The following is a 16,059-nucleotide window of genomic DNA, read 5'->3' as shown; positions in this document are numbered from 1 at the left end:
AAACAAAAAGTGTTAACCATTTCACGTTAGAAATTTGTTTTATCTTTTTTTATATTTATCACAAACTATTAACCCACCAACCCTTGCCACACATAGGCTCAACAGGTAATGGATGCTTGAAACAACTGGTAACATTTAGTTTTTTTGATATGACATACCATTAAAAGTGGCACTTGAATTCATGATAGTGGAGCCACATATAAGTAGTAACCATAAATAATAATCAAAAGAGGTCGACTCGTGACTACCATTGTATCTGTACGTCGTAATAATAAAGTCGTCATCGCGGGTGATGGACAAGTATCTCTGGGCAATACAGTAATGAAGGGCAACGCCCGTAAAGTACGTCGCCTATACAACAACAAAGTACTGGCCGGTTTTGCTGGCGGTACGGCTGATGCTTTCACGCTATTCGAAAAATTTGAAAGCAAGCTGCAAATGCACCAAGGCCATCTCACCAAAGCGGCAGTTGAGCTAGCGAAGGATTGGCGTAGCGACCGTGCTCTACGTAAGTTAGAAGCACTGTTAGCAGTAGCGGATGAGACCGCTTCACTGATCATCACAGGTAACGGTGACGTAGTTCAACCTGAGAACGACCTGATTGCGATCGGTTCGGGCGGAAACTTCGCTCAAGCAGCCGCTACTGCACTATTAGAAAATACTGATTTAGATGCGCGTGAAATCGCAGAAAAGTCGCTGAACATTGCAGGCGACATCTGTGTCTTCACCAACCATCACCACACTATTGAAGAACTAGAAAGCACCGTTGAGCTGCCAAAGCCAGAGTAACGACCGCTTCCATCAATAACGTTGTATTCAACAGTGATTAAAGAATTAAGGAAAAACCATGTCTGAGATGACTCCTCGCGAAATTGTTCACGAACTCAATCGCCACATTATCGGCCAAGACAACGCTAAGCGCTCAGTGGCTATCGCTCTTCGTAACCGCTGGCGCCGTATGCAGCTTGAAGAAAGCCTACGTGTTGAAGTATCGCCAAAAAACATCCTGATGATTGGCCCAACGGGTGTAGGTAAAACTGAAATCGCTCGCCGCCTAGCGAAATTAGCAAACGCGCCTTTCATCAAGGTAGAAGCGACTAAGTTCACCGAAGTGGGTTACGTTGGTAAAGAAGTTGAAACCATCATCCGTGATCTAACGGACGTTGCGATCAAGATGACGCACCAACAAGCGATGGAAAAAGTACAATACCGCGCTGAAGAACAAGCTGAAGAACGCATTCTTGATGCCCTTCTACCACCAGCGCGTGATACTTGGGGTCAGAACGAGCAATCAACTGAAGACACAACCTCTTCAAACACTCGTCAGATTTTCCGCAAGAAACTGCGTGAAGGTAAGCTAGATGACAAAGAGATTGAAGTTGATGTAGCCGCACCGCAAATGGGCGTTGAAATCATGTCACCTCCAGGCATGGAAGAGATGACAAACCAGCTGCAAGGCATGTTCCAAAACCTAGCGGGCGACACCAAGAAAAAGCGTAAGATGAAAATCAAAGACGCATTCAAAGCACTGACGGAAGAAGAAGCTGCGAAGCTTGTGAACCAAGAAGAGCTGAAAGAGAACGCGATCTTCAACGCTGAAAACAACGGCATCGTATTCATCGATGAGATCGACAAAATCTGTAAGCGTGGCGACAGTTCAGGCCCAGATGTATCTCGCGAAGGTGTTCAGCGTGACCTACTGCCTCTTATCGAAGGCAGCACAGTATCAACCAAGCACGGTATGGTTAAAACTGACCACATCTTGTTTATCACATCAGGCGCATTCCAAGTGGCTAAGCCATCTGACCTGATCCCTGAGCTACAAGGTCGTCTACCAATCCGCGTAGAACTTGAAGCACTATCAGCACATGACTTCAAACGCATCCTAACTGAGCCAAAAGCATCTCTAACAGAGCAATACATTGCCCTAATGAAAACAGAAGATGTCAACATTGAGTTCACTGAAGATGGCATCAACCAGATTGCGGACGCAGCATGGCGCGTAAACGAAACCACTGAGAACATCGGTGCGCGTCGTCTACACACAGTGATGGAGCGTCTAATGGATGAGATTTCATTCGAAGCAACAGACAAAGCTGGCAGCAAGCTAGTGATTGATGAAGCTTACGTAACATCGAAACTTGGCGAATTCGTTGAAGACGAAGACCTAAGCCGCTTCATCCTGTAGCACACCAAACTCTAACTTATTGCTCTATCTCAAAGAAATAGCAGCTAATAAGCGAATTCAAGGCCCACTTTCGAGTGGGCTTTTTATTACCCGAAAAATGGGCGTATACTCAAATCACAGTATGAAACGAAGACTTACAAAGAATTAGACCTACGATGAAACAATCTCTACTGATCTGGCTTGATGCCGCACGACCAAAAACTCTGCCTCTCGCACTTGTCTCTATTCTTACAGGAAGTAGTTTAGCGTTCGCCGGTGGTCAGTTTTCTTTATCGATAGCCCTACTGGCATTTTTAACCGCCACCCTATTACAGATTTTATCGAACCTAGCCAATGACTATGGCGACGCCGTAAAAGGCACAGACAACGAAAATCGTCTGGGGCCAACACGTGCCATGCAATCTGGCGCGGTAACAGCGAAAACCATGAAGCAAGCGATCATCCTCAACATCGTGTTTACTATGGTCGCTGGGCTGATTCTTATTTTTCATGCCTTAACCTCGATTGAAAGTATCTTATCTTTCATTGCGTTAGGCATATTAGCCATTGTTGCTGCCATCGCTTATACCGTCGGTAATAAGCCTTATGGCTATATTGGCCTTGGCGACTTATCGGTATTTATCTTCTTCGGTTTATTAGGTGTTTCAGGGACTTACTTCTTGCACACTGGCCATGTTGAACCAAGCCTATTCCTTCCGGCATTGGGCTGTGGCTTGATGGCGGTTGCGGTACTCAATATCAACAACATGCGTGATATCGAAAACGACAGCGAATGTGGTAAGCGCACCATGGCGGTTCGCCTAGGACAACGCAAAGCCAAACACTATCATTTTGCTCTGCTTGGCCTCGCCCTTGCGTCTTTCGCTATCTACCTGCTTATTCAAGAAAAGCCGGTCTGGATCAGCCTGCCGTTTTTGCTGAGCATTATTATTGTTTACAAGCATGGCAAAGCCGTTTGGGAAACCGAAAAGCCAGCGCAAATTGCACCAATGATGCCCGTGATTGTGAAATGCTCACTGGTCACTAACCTATTGTTTGCAGGGGTTGTCGTAGCTCAAACTCTATTGAGTTAAATGAGACTAATCATTGCAAAGGGATCAAGCGCCGATATACTCAAAGTAAGCTCATTGTTCAAAAGGTATACTAATGGAATACAACACTTCAGCACTGTGCGACATATATTTGGATCAAGTTGATGTCGTGGAGCCAATGTTCAGCAACTTCGGTGGACGTGCATCCTTCGCAGGACAGATCACGACATTAAAGTGTTTTGAAGACAATGCTTTGATTCGCTCCGTATTAGAGCAAGATGGTCTGGGACGTGTGTTGTTAATCGATGGTGGCGGCTCACTACGCAAAGCGCTGATCGATGCTGAGATTGCCCTACTTGCTGAAGACAATGAGTGGGAAGGTATTGTGGTTTACGGCTGCGTTCGTGAAGTCGATGAGCTAGAAGACATGAACATTGGTATTCAGGCTTTGGCTTCTATCCCTGTTGGTGCGAGCCAAGAAGGTGTCGGCGAATTGGACGTACCGGTCAACTTTGGCAGCGTAACCTTCTTGCCGGAAGATTACCTCTACGCTGACAACACCGGCATTATTCTTTCGGCAGAGCCTTTAGATGTAGAACTTGATCTGGATGTTGAAGAAGAAGAGATCGAGTAACTCTCACTCAGCTTCAAATAATAAAACAAACCATAAGAACACGAAGCATAAGAATACAAACAAAAACGCCCGCTACTCAGTAGCGGGCGTTTTTTTAAATCTGAAGAGTCAATTACTCTACGTCATCCATTTTACCAAGAAGGTTACGGATGCGATCTTGCCATGCTGAATGCTCTTCCTGCATTTGCTGAGTTTTTTGCTCTAGCTCGTGACGGCTTGCTTTAAGCTCACCAGCTTCTGTTGCTAGTGCTTGTTTCTCTTCTTTAAGCTCTTCCACTTCCATTTGAAGAAGTGCAATTGTATCTACTGCTGTTTGAATTTTTGCTTCTAGCTGCTCTAGTACTTCAAAAGACATTCTGGCCTACCTTTAAGTTATCCGTTTGATGGTGAAGGTTCACTCCACTTATTTCCCCATTCTACTCAGCAGAGCAAGGATAAACACTCAATATATTCGATATTTTGCGCCATTCGATGAAAAAAACAGCACTTTTTACCGAATATTGACGTGAACGATTACCGCCACAACGGCAAACCGATTATTTTGATGAATAATAACTGTTTTCCACTGCGAATTGATCGAGAGCAATCCCCAAAAAACAAAAAGGCAAACGTTTCCTTTTGGATATGGTAAAATTCGCCGCGAAATTTCTATTCCCCCTTTGAAAATTTTGGAGTCCGCATGAAACGCGATTTAGCAATGTCATTCTCTCGTGTCACAGAAGGTGCAGCACTAGCTGGTTACAAGTGGCTTGGCCGTGGCGATAAAAACGCTGCAGATGGCGCTGCTGTAGAAGTAATGCGTAGCCTATTAAACAAAACCGAAATTAGCGGTGAGATTGTTATCGGCGAAGGTGAAATCGATGATGCACCTATGCTATACATCGGCGAAAACGTAGGTGTGGGCGGCGACGCTGTCGACATCGCAGTTGACCCAATTGAAGGGACACGCATGACAGCAATGGGCCAATCAAATGCATTGGCTGTATTGGCTGCGGGCGAAAAAGGCAGCTTCCTTAAAGCGCCTGATATGTACATGGAAAAGTTGGTTGTTGGCCCTGGCGCTAAAGGCGTGATTGACCTAGAACTGCCACTAACAGAAAACCTAGAAAACATCGCTAAAGCACTAGGTAAAACACTTGATACTCTAGTCGTAACCACGCTTGCTAAGCCTCGTCATGATCAAGTCATCGCCGACATGCAAGCAATGGGCGTTCGTGTATTTGCTGTGCCAGACGGTGATGTTGCGGCTTCTATCTTAACCTGTATGCCAGACAGTGAAGTAGACGTCATGTACTGCATCGGCGGCGCACCTGAAGGTGTGGTCTCGGCTGCGGTAATTCGCGCACTCGACGGCGACATGCACGGTCGTCTTCTACCTCGCCACGAAGTGAAAGGCGACACAGAAGAGAACCGCAAGCACGGTGAACTTGAACTTGAGCGCTGCGCAGAAATGGGCGTAACGGCGGGTATCGTATTGAAGATGGAAGACATGGCACGCAGCGACAACGTTGTATTCTCAGCAACAGGCATCACTAAGGGTGACTTGCTAGAAGGTATTTCTCGTCAAGGTAATATCGCAACCACAGAAACCCTGCTTATCCGTGGCCGCTGCCGTACAATTCGCCGCATCAAATCTATCCACTACCTAGAGCGTAAAGATCCAGAAGTAGTAGGTCATATCCTGTAAGCCTAAATTCGGTGAAACAGAATATTCCAAGGCTGATACCTAGTATCAGCCTTTTGTTTTATTAGCGCACCAGAATCTGACCATGGCAGCCAATAGAGTAAAACGCTATCTATAGAGTAAATTATCATCAATATAGTAAATGGTTTGCTTTATAAACACCTTGCCTCATAATAGTAAGGTTCATTAGGTAGGGATAGTATGAAAACAAGCGACAGAATCTTACAGACCATTAAGCGTCAAGGCGCGGTAACCGCGAAACAACTGTCAGAAGAATTTGGCATGACGACAATGGGGGCAAGGCAACATCTGCAAAGCCTGGAAGATGACGGTATTCTTGCGTTTCATGATGTGAAAGTGAAAGTGGGTCGCCCGACTCGCCACTGGTCCCTGACTCAACAAGGTCATAACCAATTTTCAGACCGACATGGTGAACTCACCATTCAAGTGATTGATGCTGTCGAGAATCTATTTGGTAAAGAAGGGCTGGCTAAGGTTGCTGCCGAGCGTGAACAACACACTCTTAAGCAGTATCAAACTGCGCTGTCTGGCTGTGATTCACTCATCAGCAAGCTTAAAAAACTCACCCAGCTTCGTGAAGACGAAGGCTACATGGCTGAGCTTCAAGAGCATGATGATCACTACATCTTGATTGAGAACCACTGCCCTATCTGTAAGGCTGCAACTCGCTGCCCTAGCCTGTGCCAATCTGAGCTCAACGTGTTTACTGAGTTACTAAAAGATGAGTGTCACGTGAGCCGTACAGAGCACATCATTGCTGGCGAACGACGCTGCACTTACACCTTAACACCCGCCCTTTGATTGCAAAGGTAATCGGCTAATACCGTCTCAATATTGAGAAAATACAAATAGATTAAAATTTGTACAGATTTCTTTCTTAAGCTTAGAGCATATGAAACACGCTTAATGCTAAGGAAGGAATGATGGCGCATCCACAACCCGCTCAAAAACTGCCACCCTTTGATGAACTTGTCCAACTCGCGAAAAGCGACCCGAAAGCATTCAATCAATTCAAACACGAGATGTGCGAACAGATGATTTGTTCGGCTTCAGACGTGATGCAAGACCGACTTCGTGCGCAGCAAAGTCACATCGACTTAGTGGTTAGCCGTTGTAAAAACCCACACCACGCCAATGTCGTACTCATGCAAGAGCTGCGCTGTCAGGTCTGTAAGTTCCAAGATGCACTCGAAGGGCGCTGCGGCTTTGAAGAATCTCTGCCTGAAAATGTCGTGCCTTTTAAGCCGAATACCGAACCTAAAATGTACTGAAATTAGCAAAGCACTAAAAAGAAAAAGGGAGCGTAATGCCCCCTTCTTATTGGTTCGCTGTTCAATATTCACATGGGTCTTCGCCGTAGTCATTACGGCCTTCTGTACCTTTCAACAAACCACACTCAATCAGAATCCAGAAACCACACACTAATGCCGCGACGGTTGCCGCCATATGAATTGGCGATACCGGCTCTGTCGTCGTTGCAACCATTGGCGAAGCTAAACGACCCAATACTAATGGCACATTCAATAGTAGCCAGTAATTAGACTTATTGCGGTCGTGCCAGCGCTTAGCGGTTACCGCAAGGTCTGGGATCACAAGCATCAATAGGATGATTGGTAGCAGGATATAAGAGTAAGCAGGGAACAACACAGAGATACCTGAAGCAAAACCGGTAATCGCTATGTAGTAGAAAACATTCCAAATCCAGTAAGTCTTACGACCAATTCTCCCCTTGAAAGAGAGCAGTAATTCTTTCATCGACATCTTAAATACTCAAATTTATACGCCGCTAAAAGTCAGCAGCAATGGTTAGTTTATTACTTTTTGAAAGCAACTTTTATCCATATCACGAATATTCACCGTTAAGCTTCTTACATGACTCGCTTGTTCTTGCAGGATCTGCATTAACGATCGTGACAATTCTCGCTTTTGCTCTTCCGTTCGTCCCGAAAGTAACTCAAAGCTGATATGAATAAAGTCTACACTATCTTCCTCATCACCGACCAACCAATTATGGCAACGCAGTGAACGAGATTTCACTGATGGCACATCAAACAAGCCACATGTGAGAGCGACTTGGTGGAGATCTTCCAGTAAGCCTTGGATATTTACTCGCTCATCCACTGAATTGGAGTACTCTAGAACTAGATTCGGCATTGTTACTTCCTGTTGTTAACGCAATCGTTTGTCCCTTAATAACAACTAACGATGAAAAATCCGAGAAGTTAGCTATTATTCTGTCTGCCGGATCACTGATATATGCTCAAAATCTACTCTGACCATTGAGTAAGATCCAAGAAAGTCATGACCACAGTCATGATCTGTTGATATTAATCTGTTATATTATTTCGTAATAAAGTTTACTTTTTTACATTCGATTTATTTAAATACTTTGGAGATATTCCTATGCGTCATCCTGTAGTTATGGGTAACTGGAAACTAAACGGCAGCAAAGAAATGGTTGTTGATCTACTAAACGGTCTTAACGCTGAACTTGAAGGTGTAACAGGCGTAGACGTAGCAGTTGCTCCACCAGCACTTTTCGTTGATCTAGCAGAGCGTACGCTTACTGAAGCGGGCAGCGCGATCATCCTAGGTGCTCAAAACTCTGACCTAAACAACAGCGGTGCATTCACTGGCGACATGTCTCCAGCAATGCTTAAAGAGTTCGGCGCATCTCACATCATCATCGGTCACTCTGAGCGTCGTGAATACCACAACGAATCAGATGAGTTCGTAGCTAAGAAATTCGCATTCCTAAAAGAGAACGGCCTAACTCCAGTTCTTTGTATCGGTGAATCTGAAGCACAAAACGAAGCAGGCGAAACTGTTGCAGTATGTGCTCGTCAACTGGACGCTGTTATCAACACTCAAGGTGTTGAAGCTCTTGAAGGCGCTATCATCGCTTACGAACCAATCTGGGCTATCGGTACTGGTAAAGCAGCTACAGCTGAAGATGCACAGCGCATCCACGCTCAAATCCGTGCACACATCGCAGAGAAATCTGAAGAAGTTGCTAAGAAAGTTGTTATCCAATACGGCGGTTCTGTTAAGCCAGAAAACGCAGCAGCTTACTTCGCACAACCAGACATCGACGGTGCTCTAGTTGGCGGCGCAGCTCTAGACGCGAAAAGCTTCGCAGCTATCGCTAAAGCAGCAGCTGAAGCAAAAGCTTAATTTAAACCTCACCGTTTAGATTAGATGAAAGGTCAACTTAGGTTGGCCTTTTTTGATCTCGCTCGAAAACCGCCACTCCCAACCTCTTTTTTGCACTGAGCTCTTTGTAACTTAATAACATTCCGGTTTATTAGACTGCGTTATGAAGATTTATACACAAGCTCATCTAAACACATTTCGAAAACAGCTCCGAAACAACATGCCTCAACCAGAACGCAAGCTATGGTTTTATATACGGAACAAGCAGCTTGGTATTAAGTTTCGCAGACAACATAGCATCGGAAAGTACGTCGTGGATTTCTTCAGCTGTGAACTAAAACTGGCCATTGAGATAGATGGTAATAGCCACTTTTCAGAACAAGCACAGGCTTACGATCATCAGCGTACACGAGACTTAAACAAGATTGGAATCAAGGTGCTTCGCTTTACCAATAATGAAGTTAATCAGAATCTTGAAGAAGTTTTGGTGAAAATCATGAATTCAATCCCCAAATAAACTTCTGTGTACGCATCCCCCTCTAACTCCCCCTTATTTCAACATTTTCGATTACCCTGCCGATCTAAGGTAAAGGGGGAGAACTTTCTTTGTTCACTTAGGTTCCTAGGCTTACTGAAACCATAAAATGTTCAATAAATCGCTAATAGGAAAGCTTACGTTAATCGCTAAAATTAGTTGTAGTCGGTATATGCTCCAACAACTACGGAACGGTTCCTCCCCTTTCCAATGAAAGCTAAAGGGATCTAGAAACCTGACATAAGGGGAGGCTAGGAGGGGATTTTACAATGAATCTAAAGAACGGCGGGCACAAAAAAACCGCTGAATAATCAGCGGTTTTTAAATTCTTTAAGCGAACGCTAAGCGTGGCTTAGAACAACTCTTCTGCAACGCGGAACAGCTCAGAACGGTCTGGGTTCTGCATGTTCTCGATACAATCGATGATGTCGTGGTGAACAAGTTCTTCTTTCTCGATACCCACACAACGACCACCGTGACCTTCTTGAAGAAGGTGAACAGCGTAGTTACCCATACGAGAAGCCAATACACGGTCAAATGCAGTAGGACGACCACCACGTTGGATGTGACCAAGAACCGTTGCACGAGTTTCACGACCTGTTGAAGATTCGATCTCTTTAGCCAGTTCGTTAGCATCCATCATTAGCTCAGTTAGAGCGATGATTGCGTGCTTCTTACCTTTCGCAATACCATCTTGGATGTTGCTGATAAGCTGTTCTTTATCTAGGCCAGTCTCTGGAGTAATGATGTACTCACAACCACCCGCGATTGCTGACATAAGCGTAAGGTCACCACAGTGACGGCCCATGATTTCAACAATAGAAATACGTTGGTGAGAAGAAGACGTGTCACGTAGACGGTCAATTGAATCAATAACAGTGTTAAGCGCTGTTAGGTAACCGATTGTGTAGTCAGTACCCGCGATATCGTTATCGATTGTGCCTGGAAGACCGATACATGGGTAACCCATTTCAGTCAGCTTCTTAGCACCCATGTAAGAACCGTCACCACCGATAACAACAAGTGCTTCGATACCGTGCTTCTTAAGGTTCTCAATGCCTTTCTCACGAACAGCAACGTCTTTAAATTCAGGGAAACGTGCAGAACCTAAGAAAGTACCACCACGGTTGATCACGTCAGATACGCTTGAACGGTCAAGCTTTTCGATACGGTCTTCAACAAGGCCTTGGTAGCCATCGTAAATACCGTAAACTTCAATGCCAACTGATAACGCAGTACGAACAACGCCGCGAACTGCTGCGTTCATACCTGGAGCGTCACCACCACTGGTCAAAACACCGATCTTCTTAATCATGCTCACCCTCGATTTTTGGGAATCTATTATTCAATTCTTGTTCTTGCTGATTGTATATCAACAAGATTTTAAATCTATATTTGTGCGTTATGTTACATTTCCTCAACAGGAATAGCACTCAAATCGCGTAAAATTATGTAACATTTCTACTTCTGTAAGAGTATTACAGTTTTACTCAATAACTTTGTTGATTCACATCAGAATCAACATTAATTGTTACTAAGGTGGTTTTTGAATCACCTAACAGTTAATAATTTTTACTCACTTTAGTTCAAAAGCCACTCACTTACCATTTGCCCGCTGATTTTTAGCACGCATTACCACGAGTGGAATTTCTGCTGCTTCTCTGGTCCAAATACGACCGAATACGGGTCTTGGTGAATTAATACATCAGCATCAGGGAACACGGAGATAAGCTTAGCCTCTACTTCGTCAGAAATGCGATGCGCTTCAATAAGTGGGATATTATCTTCCAATTCTAGATGCAGTTGGATGAAGCGTATTGGCCCCGAGCGACGCGTTCGTAATTGATGCACACCCAACACGCCTTCCACGCTCAATGATGTCTCTTTAATCTGTTTCAGCTCATCATCTGGCAGCTTATGATCAAGCAGAGACTGAACCGCTTCCATCGCCATTTGATAAGCGCTGTACAGAATGTAGATACCTATACCCACCGCAAATACAGAGTCCGCTTGGCCAAGCCCAAACCAACTCAATGCCAGTGCCAGCATAATCGCGGCGTTCATATAAAGGTCTGATTGATAGTGCAATGAATCGGCTGCAATAGCTTGGCTACCCGTTTTGTTGACCACATGTTTTTGGAAGCGAACCAGACCAAAGGTCATCACTATCGCGAACAGGCTGACGTAGATACCAATTTCTGGAGAGTTCAGTTCATGAGGTCGGAAGAAGCGTTCAATACCATTGAGAATAAGGAAACATGCAGAGCCTGAAATAAACATTGCCTGCGCTAATGCAGCGAGAGATTCAGCCTTACCATGACCAAAGGTGTGCTCTTTGTCGGCAGGCTGCAGAGAGTAGCGAACCACGATAAGGTTAACGACAGAGGCTGCGATATCAAGCATGGAGTCCACGACGGAAGCCAACAGACTCACAGAACCTGTTACCCACCACGCTGCGACTTTCACTATCAATAAAATAGTGGCGATGGTGGTGGCTGCCCAAGCGGCGAGCGTAACTAAACGTGCGTATTCTTGTTTCATAACTTGGCTATAAAGTGACTGATAGCACAAAGTATAACCTGCAAACAACCAATTGAATATGACAGCTATGATGTAAAACATTCATTTTTAAGGATCAAAAAAAGCGGCACTCGGCCGCTTCTTTCGAAACACTTTCATTCAACGCTGATTTTTCAAGCAATGGATTACTTGTCTTTGTTCATGCGTTTTCCCATTTTGTCAGCACACTTAGTCATGCGCTCTTGTTGGATTTCTTTCAGTTGAGTCTTTTGCTCAGCCGTTAGTACGCTCATCATTTGGTGTTGCTTCTTAAGCATTGCTACGCGACGCTCAGTTTGCTTCTCAACCATTTGGCTTGCTAGGTCGTTTGCTGCTGCTTCGTCAAAGTTGTCAGCAAGTACCAATGCTTGAACCTTTTCGTGATGCGCTTTCATTTGCGCCATTTTTGCCGTTTTGTTTGCACCGCGCTTTGCTTTCATCTCAGCACGGTCTGCTTCACGCATCTCTTTTAACTGTTCTTTTTGAGCGTCGGTTAGGTCTAGTTGGCGCATTACTTTTTTATCGAAACCGCCACACTTGTCGTGCATACCTTTGTGGTCACCTTTATCACCACCACCGTAAGCATACGCGCTTGCTGTACCAAAAATAAGTGGAAGTGCCGCAGCTGCTAGTACAAGTTTCTTAGTCATTTTCATAATTGTTGCCTCAATTCGGTATAATAAGTCATGTGTTGCGTCTGTTTCTCAGCGCTTGAATATAGATTAGTCTTTCCCTCGTAAAGTGACGTTTAGAAAGCGTAAAGAATCGTAAAGAGTGAAAGTTGACGAATAATTAGCAGTATTATTAACCTAACTAAATGATTAAGGCTTCCCAATGGCGAACATTCTTCTTATTGATGACGACACAGAGTTAACCAGCTTACTTAAAGACATTTTGAGCTTTGAGGGCTTCACTGTCTCCGAAGCCAATGATGGCTATGCCGGGCTTGAAGCGATCAATGATGAGATTGATCTGGTCCTTTTGGATGTGATGATGCCGCGCCTTAATGGCATGGAAACGCTAAAAAAGCTGAGGGAAAATTGGGAAACGCCGGTACTAATGCTGACCGCAAAAGGCGAAGAGATCGACCGTGTGATTGGTCTTGAACTTGGCGCGGATGATTACCTGCCTAAACCTTTCAGTGACCGAGAGTTGTTAGCTCGTATTCGAGCTATCTTGCGTCGTACTCAAACCAACACCGCACCTAAGGCGGCCAGTGATAGAGTTCAATATCAAGACATCGAAGTCTTCCCGGGCAAACAAGAAGCCTACTGCAATGGGGAGCTCATCGACCTCACCACAACCGAGTTCGCCCTACTGAGTCACCTTATCCAAAACCCAGGGCAAGTGATCACCAAAGAAGCATTGAGTTTGGATGTGCTGGGTAAAAGGCTCGCAGCGTTTGACCGCGCGATAGACATGCACATCTCTAATCTACGTAAGAAGATTCCTGAGCGCACTGACGGCAAATCACGTATCAAAACCTTACGAGGCCGTGGCTACTTATTGGTAGAGGAAGATTAATGCGTATACCTAAAATCACCAGCTTATATGGACGTATCTTTGCTATCTTTTGGTTCACCATGTTACTGGTGCTTTTGTCGGTGCTGTCACTTCCCCATTTAGACCCTCGAGTCGCGCGAGATGTGCCCGCAGATCACCTCGATAAACTCGAGCGTATCGCTAAAATCACAGAGAAACGCTACGCCAAAGAACCTAATCTGGGCAAGATTGTCTTCCAACTGGAGGCGCCACGCAGCCGCAAGGATTCTAGAGCTCGCATCTACCTGACCGATCTTGAGGGCGCAGTCCTTACCTCGAAAAGGCATTCAGACTATAAGCTAAAGGCGATTCGTAACTTTGTTACCTCGATTGATAACCCTGAGATACCGAAGCAAAAACTCTACGGACACTACATGGTCGCAGGGCCAGTGCCAATTACTCTCGCTGGTGAAGAGTTGCTGATGTATGCCGGAGTGAAGTGGAACCAACCACCGCCATTCTTACTGCGCCTGTTTGATAGACCTCTGCAGCTATTGCTTGCCGTGATGTTGGCGAGTACCCCGCTATTACTTTGGTTAGCTTGGGCACTGAGTCAACCCGCTCGCAGGCTAGAACGCGCGGCACAACGCGTGGCGAAAGGTCAGTTTGAAGTTGATCCAACACTTGAAAAAGGTACGTCTGAATTCAGACAAGCAGGTGAGAGCTTTAACCAGATGGTCGAAGCGGTGAACCAGATGATTTCGGGGCAACAACGCCTGCTCTCTGATATCTCACACGAGCTCCGCTCGCCACTGACACGTCTTCGCATGGCCAATGCACTGGCGATTCGTAAACAAGGCGAGAGCCAAGAGTTAGAACGCATTGATACCGAAGCACAGCGTTTGGAACAGATGATCAGTGAGCTGCTAACGCTATCTCGTATGCAGGTCGACAGCCATATTACTCGTGAGGTTCAGCCTATCTCGAGCCTATGGGAAGAGATCTTAAAAGACGCAGAGTTTGAAGCCGAACAGATGGGCAAACAACTGACGTTTTCGAAGATCCCAGAACGCTCTATTTCGGGGAACCCTAAACTGCTGATGAGTGCGCTAGACAACATTACACGCAATGCCATCTACTACGGTAAAGACCAAGTGGATGTACAGTTCCATGTGGTTCAAGATCAGCTAACAATTTGCGTCAATGATAATGGTGATGGTGTTCCAGAGGATGAACTCGATTCTATCTTCAGACCTTTTTACCGTGTCTCAACAGCGCGTGACAGAAACTCTGGCGGCACAGGGCTTGGATTAACCATTACTGAAAGTGCGATTCGCCAACACAGCGGAACCATCACCGCAACCCGCAGCCAGCTCGGTGGATTACAACTCGAAATCACCCTGCCTATCTTACCGGTGTAATACCCCCACAAAGATCGCAGTTGATAATGATTGTCATTACCATTATGGTAAATCTTCTAATTAAGGAGGATTTACCATGTCGCACACTTTCCCTGCTTTACCCTACGCTTACGATGCCCTAGAGCCTTACATTGACGCTAAGACAATGGAAGTGCATTACAGCAAGCACCATAGAACCTACTACGATAAGTTTGTTGCGGCGGTGTCTGGCAGCGAGCTAGAACAGCAATCTCTGACCGAGATCTTCGCCAACATCTCTCAGCACAGCCCGGCTGTTCGTAACAATGGCGGTGGCTACTACAATCACATCTTGTACTGGAACTGCATGTCGCGAGACGGCGGTGGTGAACCTACGGGCGAGCTTGGTGAGGCTATCAAGAGTACCTTCGGAGATTTCGAGACCTTCCAAGATCAGTTCGCTCAAGCGGCGCTCAATACCTTTGGCTCGGGCTTTGCTTGGCTAGTGGTAGAGCAAGGACAACTGAAGATCATCTCGACCTCAAATCAAGACAACCCATGGATGGATACCATCGCTAGCAACGGTGAGCCGATTCTTGCATTGGATGTTTGGGAACACGCCTACTACATCAGCTACCAAAACCGTCGCCCTGATTACATCAACGCATGGTGGAATGTGGTGAATTGGAAGGCGGTTTCTGAAAACTACGCGCAAGCACTAACGAACCAAGCGTAAGCGAATGGTGACGGTGGCGAACTGTACTCACTCAGCTTGCCACCGTATACTCGGGCTATCTTTGATTACTCTTGTGAACCAACATGTTTGATATCGCTCTATACGAACCAGAAATTGCACCCAATACGGGTAACATCATCCGCCTATGTGCTAACTGCGGCGCAAACCTGCACCTGATTGAACCGCTTGGCTTTGATTTTGAAGAGAAGAAGGTTCGTCGTGCTGGATTGGATTACCACGACCTTGCGCGAGTTAAGCGTCACAAGAACCTAGAAGCTTTCCTTGAGTATCTAGAGAATGAACGTGAGGGTGATTTCCGCATCTTTGCTTGCACCACAAAAACGACAGGCCACCACGTTGATGCGAAATTCCAACAAGGCGATGTGCTGATGTTTGGCCCTGAGACTCGCGGCCTGCCTGCTGAGTTCATTGAAAGCATGCCAATGGAGCAACGTATTCGTATTCCAATGATGCCAGACGCACGCAGCCTCAACCTGTCTAACGCAGTGGCAATCATTGCTTTTGAAGCATGGCGACAAATGGGCTTTGAAGGCGCGGTATAACCGAACACTCAAGCTTATCTGTTATCTGTTATCTGTTATCTGTTATCGATAGTAAACAATAAGTAACAGCTAGCGACAGACAATAAAAAAGGCT

Annotated in this window: 19 protein-coding genes; 13 read left to right on the top strand and 6 right to left on the bottom strand. The window is 45.5% G+C overall.

Annotated elements, in window-relative coordinates; translation table 11 throughout:
- Nucleotides 1-240 precede the first annotated feature (240 nt).
- The 4 genes from hslV (at nucleotide 241) to rraA (ending at nucleotide 3,853) form a co-directional block, all read left to right on the top strand.
- Nucleotides 241-789 carry an ATP-dependent protease subunit HslV gene (gene hslV / locus F0229_RS09470; RefSeq protein WP_004729692.1) on the top strand — a complete coding sequence of 183 codons (549 nt, stop codon included), beginning with the start codon at nucleotides 241-243 and terminating at the stop codon, nucleotides 787-789.
- Nucleotides 790-847: 58 nt separating this feature from the next.
- A complete protein-coding gene (gene hslU, locus F0229_RS09465; RefSeq protein WP_171732711.1) occupies nucleotides 848-2,188 on the top strand; it encodes an HslU--HslV peptidase ATPase subunit in 1,341 nt (446 codons plus the stop codon).
- Between the two features lie 155 nt (nucleotides 2,189-2,343).
- On the top strand, nucleotides 2,344-3,261 hold the full coding sequence (locus F0229_RS09460; protein ID WP_017061151.1) for a 1,4-dihydroxy-2-naphthoate polyprenyltransferase: 918 nt from the start codon (nucleotides 2,344-2,346) through the stop codon (nucleotides 3,259-3,261).
- A 73-nt stretch (nucleotides 3,262-3,334) separates the two neighbouring features.
- Nucleotides 3,335-3,853 (top strand): ribonuclease E activity regulator RraA, encoded by a 519-nt coding sequence (rraA, locus tag F0229_RS09455; protein WP_004729695.1) that lies wholly within the window; start codon nucleotides 3,335-3,337, stop codon nucleotides 3,851-3,853.
- A 112-nt stretch (nucleotides 3,854-3,965) separates the two neighbouring features.
- Here the strand turns inward: rraA and zapB are convergent, their stop codons facing one another.
- On the bottom strand, nucleotides 3,966-4,208 hold the full coding sequence (gene zapB / locus F0229_RS09450; protein WP_009848877.1) for a cell division protein ZapB: 243 nt from the start codon (nucleotides 4,206-4,208) through the stop codon (nucleotides 3,966-3,968).
- Between the two features lie 324 nt (nucleotides 4,209-4,532).
- Here zapB and glpX point away from each other — a divergent pair, with 324 nt between their 5' ends.
- From glpX to F0229_RS09435, 3 genes are all read left to right on the top strand, one after another.
- Nucleotides 4,533-5,540: a class II fructose-bisphosphatase gene (gene glpX, locus F0229_RS09445; protein ID WP_017061153.1), complete on the top strand. Its 1,008-nt coding sequence runs from the start codon at nucleotides 4,533-4,535 to the stop codon at nucleotides 5,538-5,540.
- 198 nt (nucleotides 5,541-5,738) lie between these two features.
- A complete protein-coding gene (locus F0229_RS09440) occupies nucleotides 5,739-6,359 on the top strand; it encodes a metalloregulator ArsR/SmtB family transcription factor (RefSeq protein WP_017063674.1) in 621 nt (206 codons plus the stop codon).
- Nucleotides 6,360-6,481: 122 nt separating this feature from the next.
- On the top strand, nucleotides 6,482-6,829 hold the full coding sequence (locus F0229_RS09435) for a DUF3135 domain-containing protein (RefSeq protein WP_017061155.1): 348 nt from the start codon (nucleotides 6,482-6,484) through the stop codon (nucleotides 6,827-6,829).
- Nucleotides 6,830-6,890: 61 nt separating this feature from the next.
- On the opposite strand, the gene F0229_RS09430 is transcribed toward F0229_RS09435, so the two are convergent.
- Together F0229_RS09430 and F0229_RS09425 are read right to left on the bottom strand one after the other, a co-directional pair.
- Nucleotides 6,891-7,319: a DUF805 domain-containing protein gene (locus F0229_RS09430; protein ID WP_017061156.1), complete on the bottom strand. Its 429-nt coding sequence runs from the start codon at nucleotides 7,317-7,319 to the stop codon at nucleotides 6,891-6,893.
- A gap of 45 nt (nucleotides 7,320-7,364) precedes the next feature.
- Nucleotides 7,365-7,712 (bottom strand): 5-carboxymethyl-2-hydroxymuconate Delta-isomerase, encoded by a 348-nt coding sequence (locus F0229_RS09425; RefSeq protein ID WP_017061157.1) that lies wholly within the window; start codon nucleotides 7,710-7,712, stop codon nucleotides 7,365-7,367.
- A gap of 249 nt (nucleotides 7,713-7,961) precedes the next feature.
- Between F0229_RS09425 and tpiA the strand changes: the two genes are divergently transcribed.
- Entirely contained in the window at nucleotides 7,962-8,732 is a 771-nt protein-coding gene (gene tpiA / locus F0229_RS09420; RefSeq protein ID WP_017061158.1) for a triose-phosphate isomerase, read from the top strand.
- A gap of 142 nt (nucleotides 8,733-8,874) precedes the next feature.
- The gene (locus F0229_RS09415; protein ID WP_017061159.1) at nucleotides 8,875-9,228 is read left to right on the top strand and encodes an endonuclease domain-containing protein; all 354 of its coding nucleotides are present in this window, start codon (nucleotides 8,875-8,877) and stop codon (nucleotides 9,226-9,228) included.
- 370 nt (nucleotides 9,229-9,598) lie between these two features.
- Here F0229_RS09415 and pfkA read toward each other — a convergent pair whose 3' ends face one another.
- The 3 genes from pfkA to F0229_RS09400 all read right to left on the bottom strand — a co-directional run bounded on the left by pfkA (nucleotide 9,599) and on the right by F0229_RS09400 (nucleotide 12,461).
- Nucleotides 9,599-10,561 (bottom strand): 6-phosphofructokinase, encoded by a 963-nt coding sequence (gene pfkA, locus F0229_RS09410; RefSeq protein WP_017061160.1) that lies wholly within the window; start codon nucleotides 10,559-10,561, stop codon nucleotides 9,599-9,601.
- A gap of 317 nt (nucleotides 10,562-10,878) precedes the next feature.
- Nucleotides 10,879-11,787: a CDF family cation-efflux transporter FieF gene (gene fieF, locus F0229_RS09405; protein WP_017066567.1), complete on the bottom strand. Its 909-nt coding sequence runs from the start codon at nucleotides 11,785-11,787 to the stop codon at nucleotides 10,879-10,881.
- A 164-nt stretch (nucleotides 11,788-11,951) separates the two neighbouring features.
- Nucleotides 11,952-12,461, bottom strand: a complete 510-nt coding sequence (locus tag F0229_RS09400; RefSeq protein ID WP_017063671.1) for a CpxP family protein — start codon at nucleotides 12,459-12,461, stop codon at nucleotides 11,952-11,954.
- A 178-nt stretch (nucleotides 12,462-12,639) separates the two neighbouring features.
- Here F0229_RS09400 and F0229_RS09395 point away from each other — a divergent pair, with 178 nt between their 5' ends.
- The 4 genes from F0229_RS09395 to trmL all read left to right on the top strand — a co-directional run bounded on the left by F0229_RS09395 (nucleotide 12,640) and on the right by trmL (nucleotide 15,965).
- On the top strand, nucleotides 12,640-13,329 hold the full coding sequence (locus F0229_RS09395; RefSeq protein WP_017066566.1) for a response regulator: 690 nt from the start codon (nucleotides 12,640-12,642) through the stop codon (nucleotides 13,327-13,329).
- Entirely contained in the window at nucleotides 13,329-14,708 is a 1,380-nt protein-coding gene (cpxA, locus tag F0229_RS09390) for an envelope stress sensor histidine kinase CpxA (protein WP_171732710.1), read from the top strand. Before F0229_RS09395 ends, cpxA begins: the two co-directional genes overlap by 1 nt.
- 76 nt (nucleotides 14,709-14,784) lie before the next feature.
- Entirely contained in the window at nucleotides 14,785-15,402 is a 618-nt protein-coding gene (locus F0229_RS09385; protein ID WP_017071177.1) for a superoxide dismutase, read from the top strand.
- Nucleotides 15,403-15,485: 83 nt separating this feature from the next.
- On the top strand, nucleotides 15,486-15,965 hold the full coding sequence (gene trmL, locus F0229_RS09380) for a tRNA (uridine(34)/cytosine(34)/5-carboxymethylaminomethyluridine(34)-2'-O)-methyltransferase TrmL (protein ID WP_009844716.1): 480 nt from the start codon (nucleotides 15,486-15,488) through the stop codon (nucleotides 15,963-15,965).
- Nucleotides 15,966-16,059 lie beyond the last annotated feature (94 nt).

This window comes from Vibrio sp. AIC-3, from assembly GCF_013114515.1.
GTDB classification, from domain to species: Bacteria; Pseudomonadota; Gammaproteobacteria; order Enterobacterales; family Vibrionaceae; genus Vibrio; species Vibrio crassostreae_C.
Note: the sequence above shows the minus strand (reverse complement) of the source record. Positions and strands in the feature narration are given on the sequence as shown.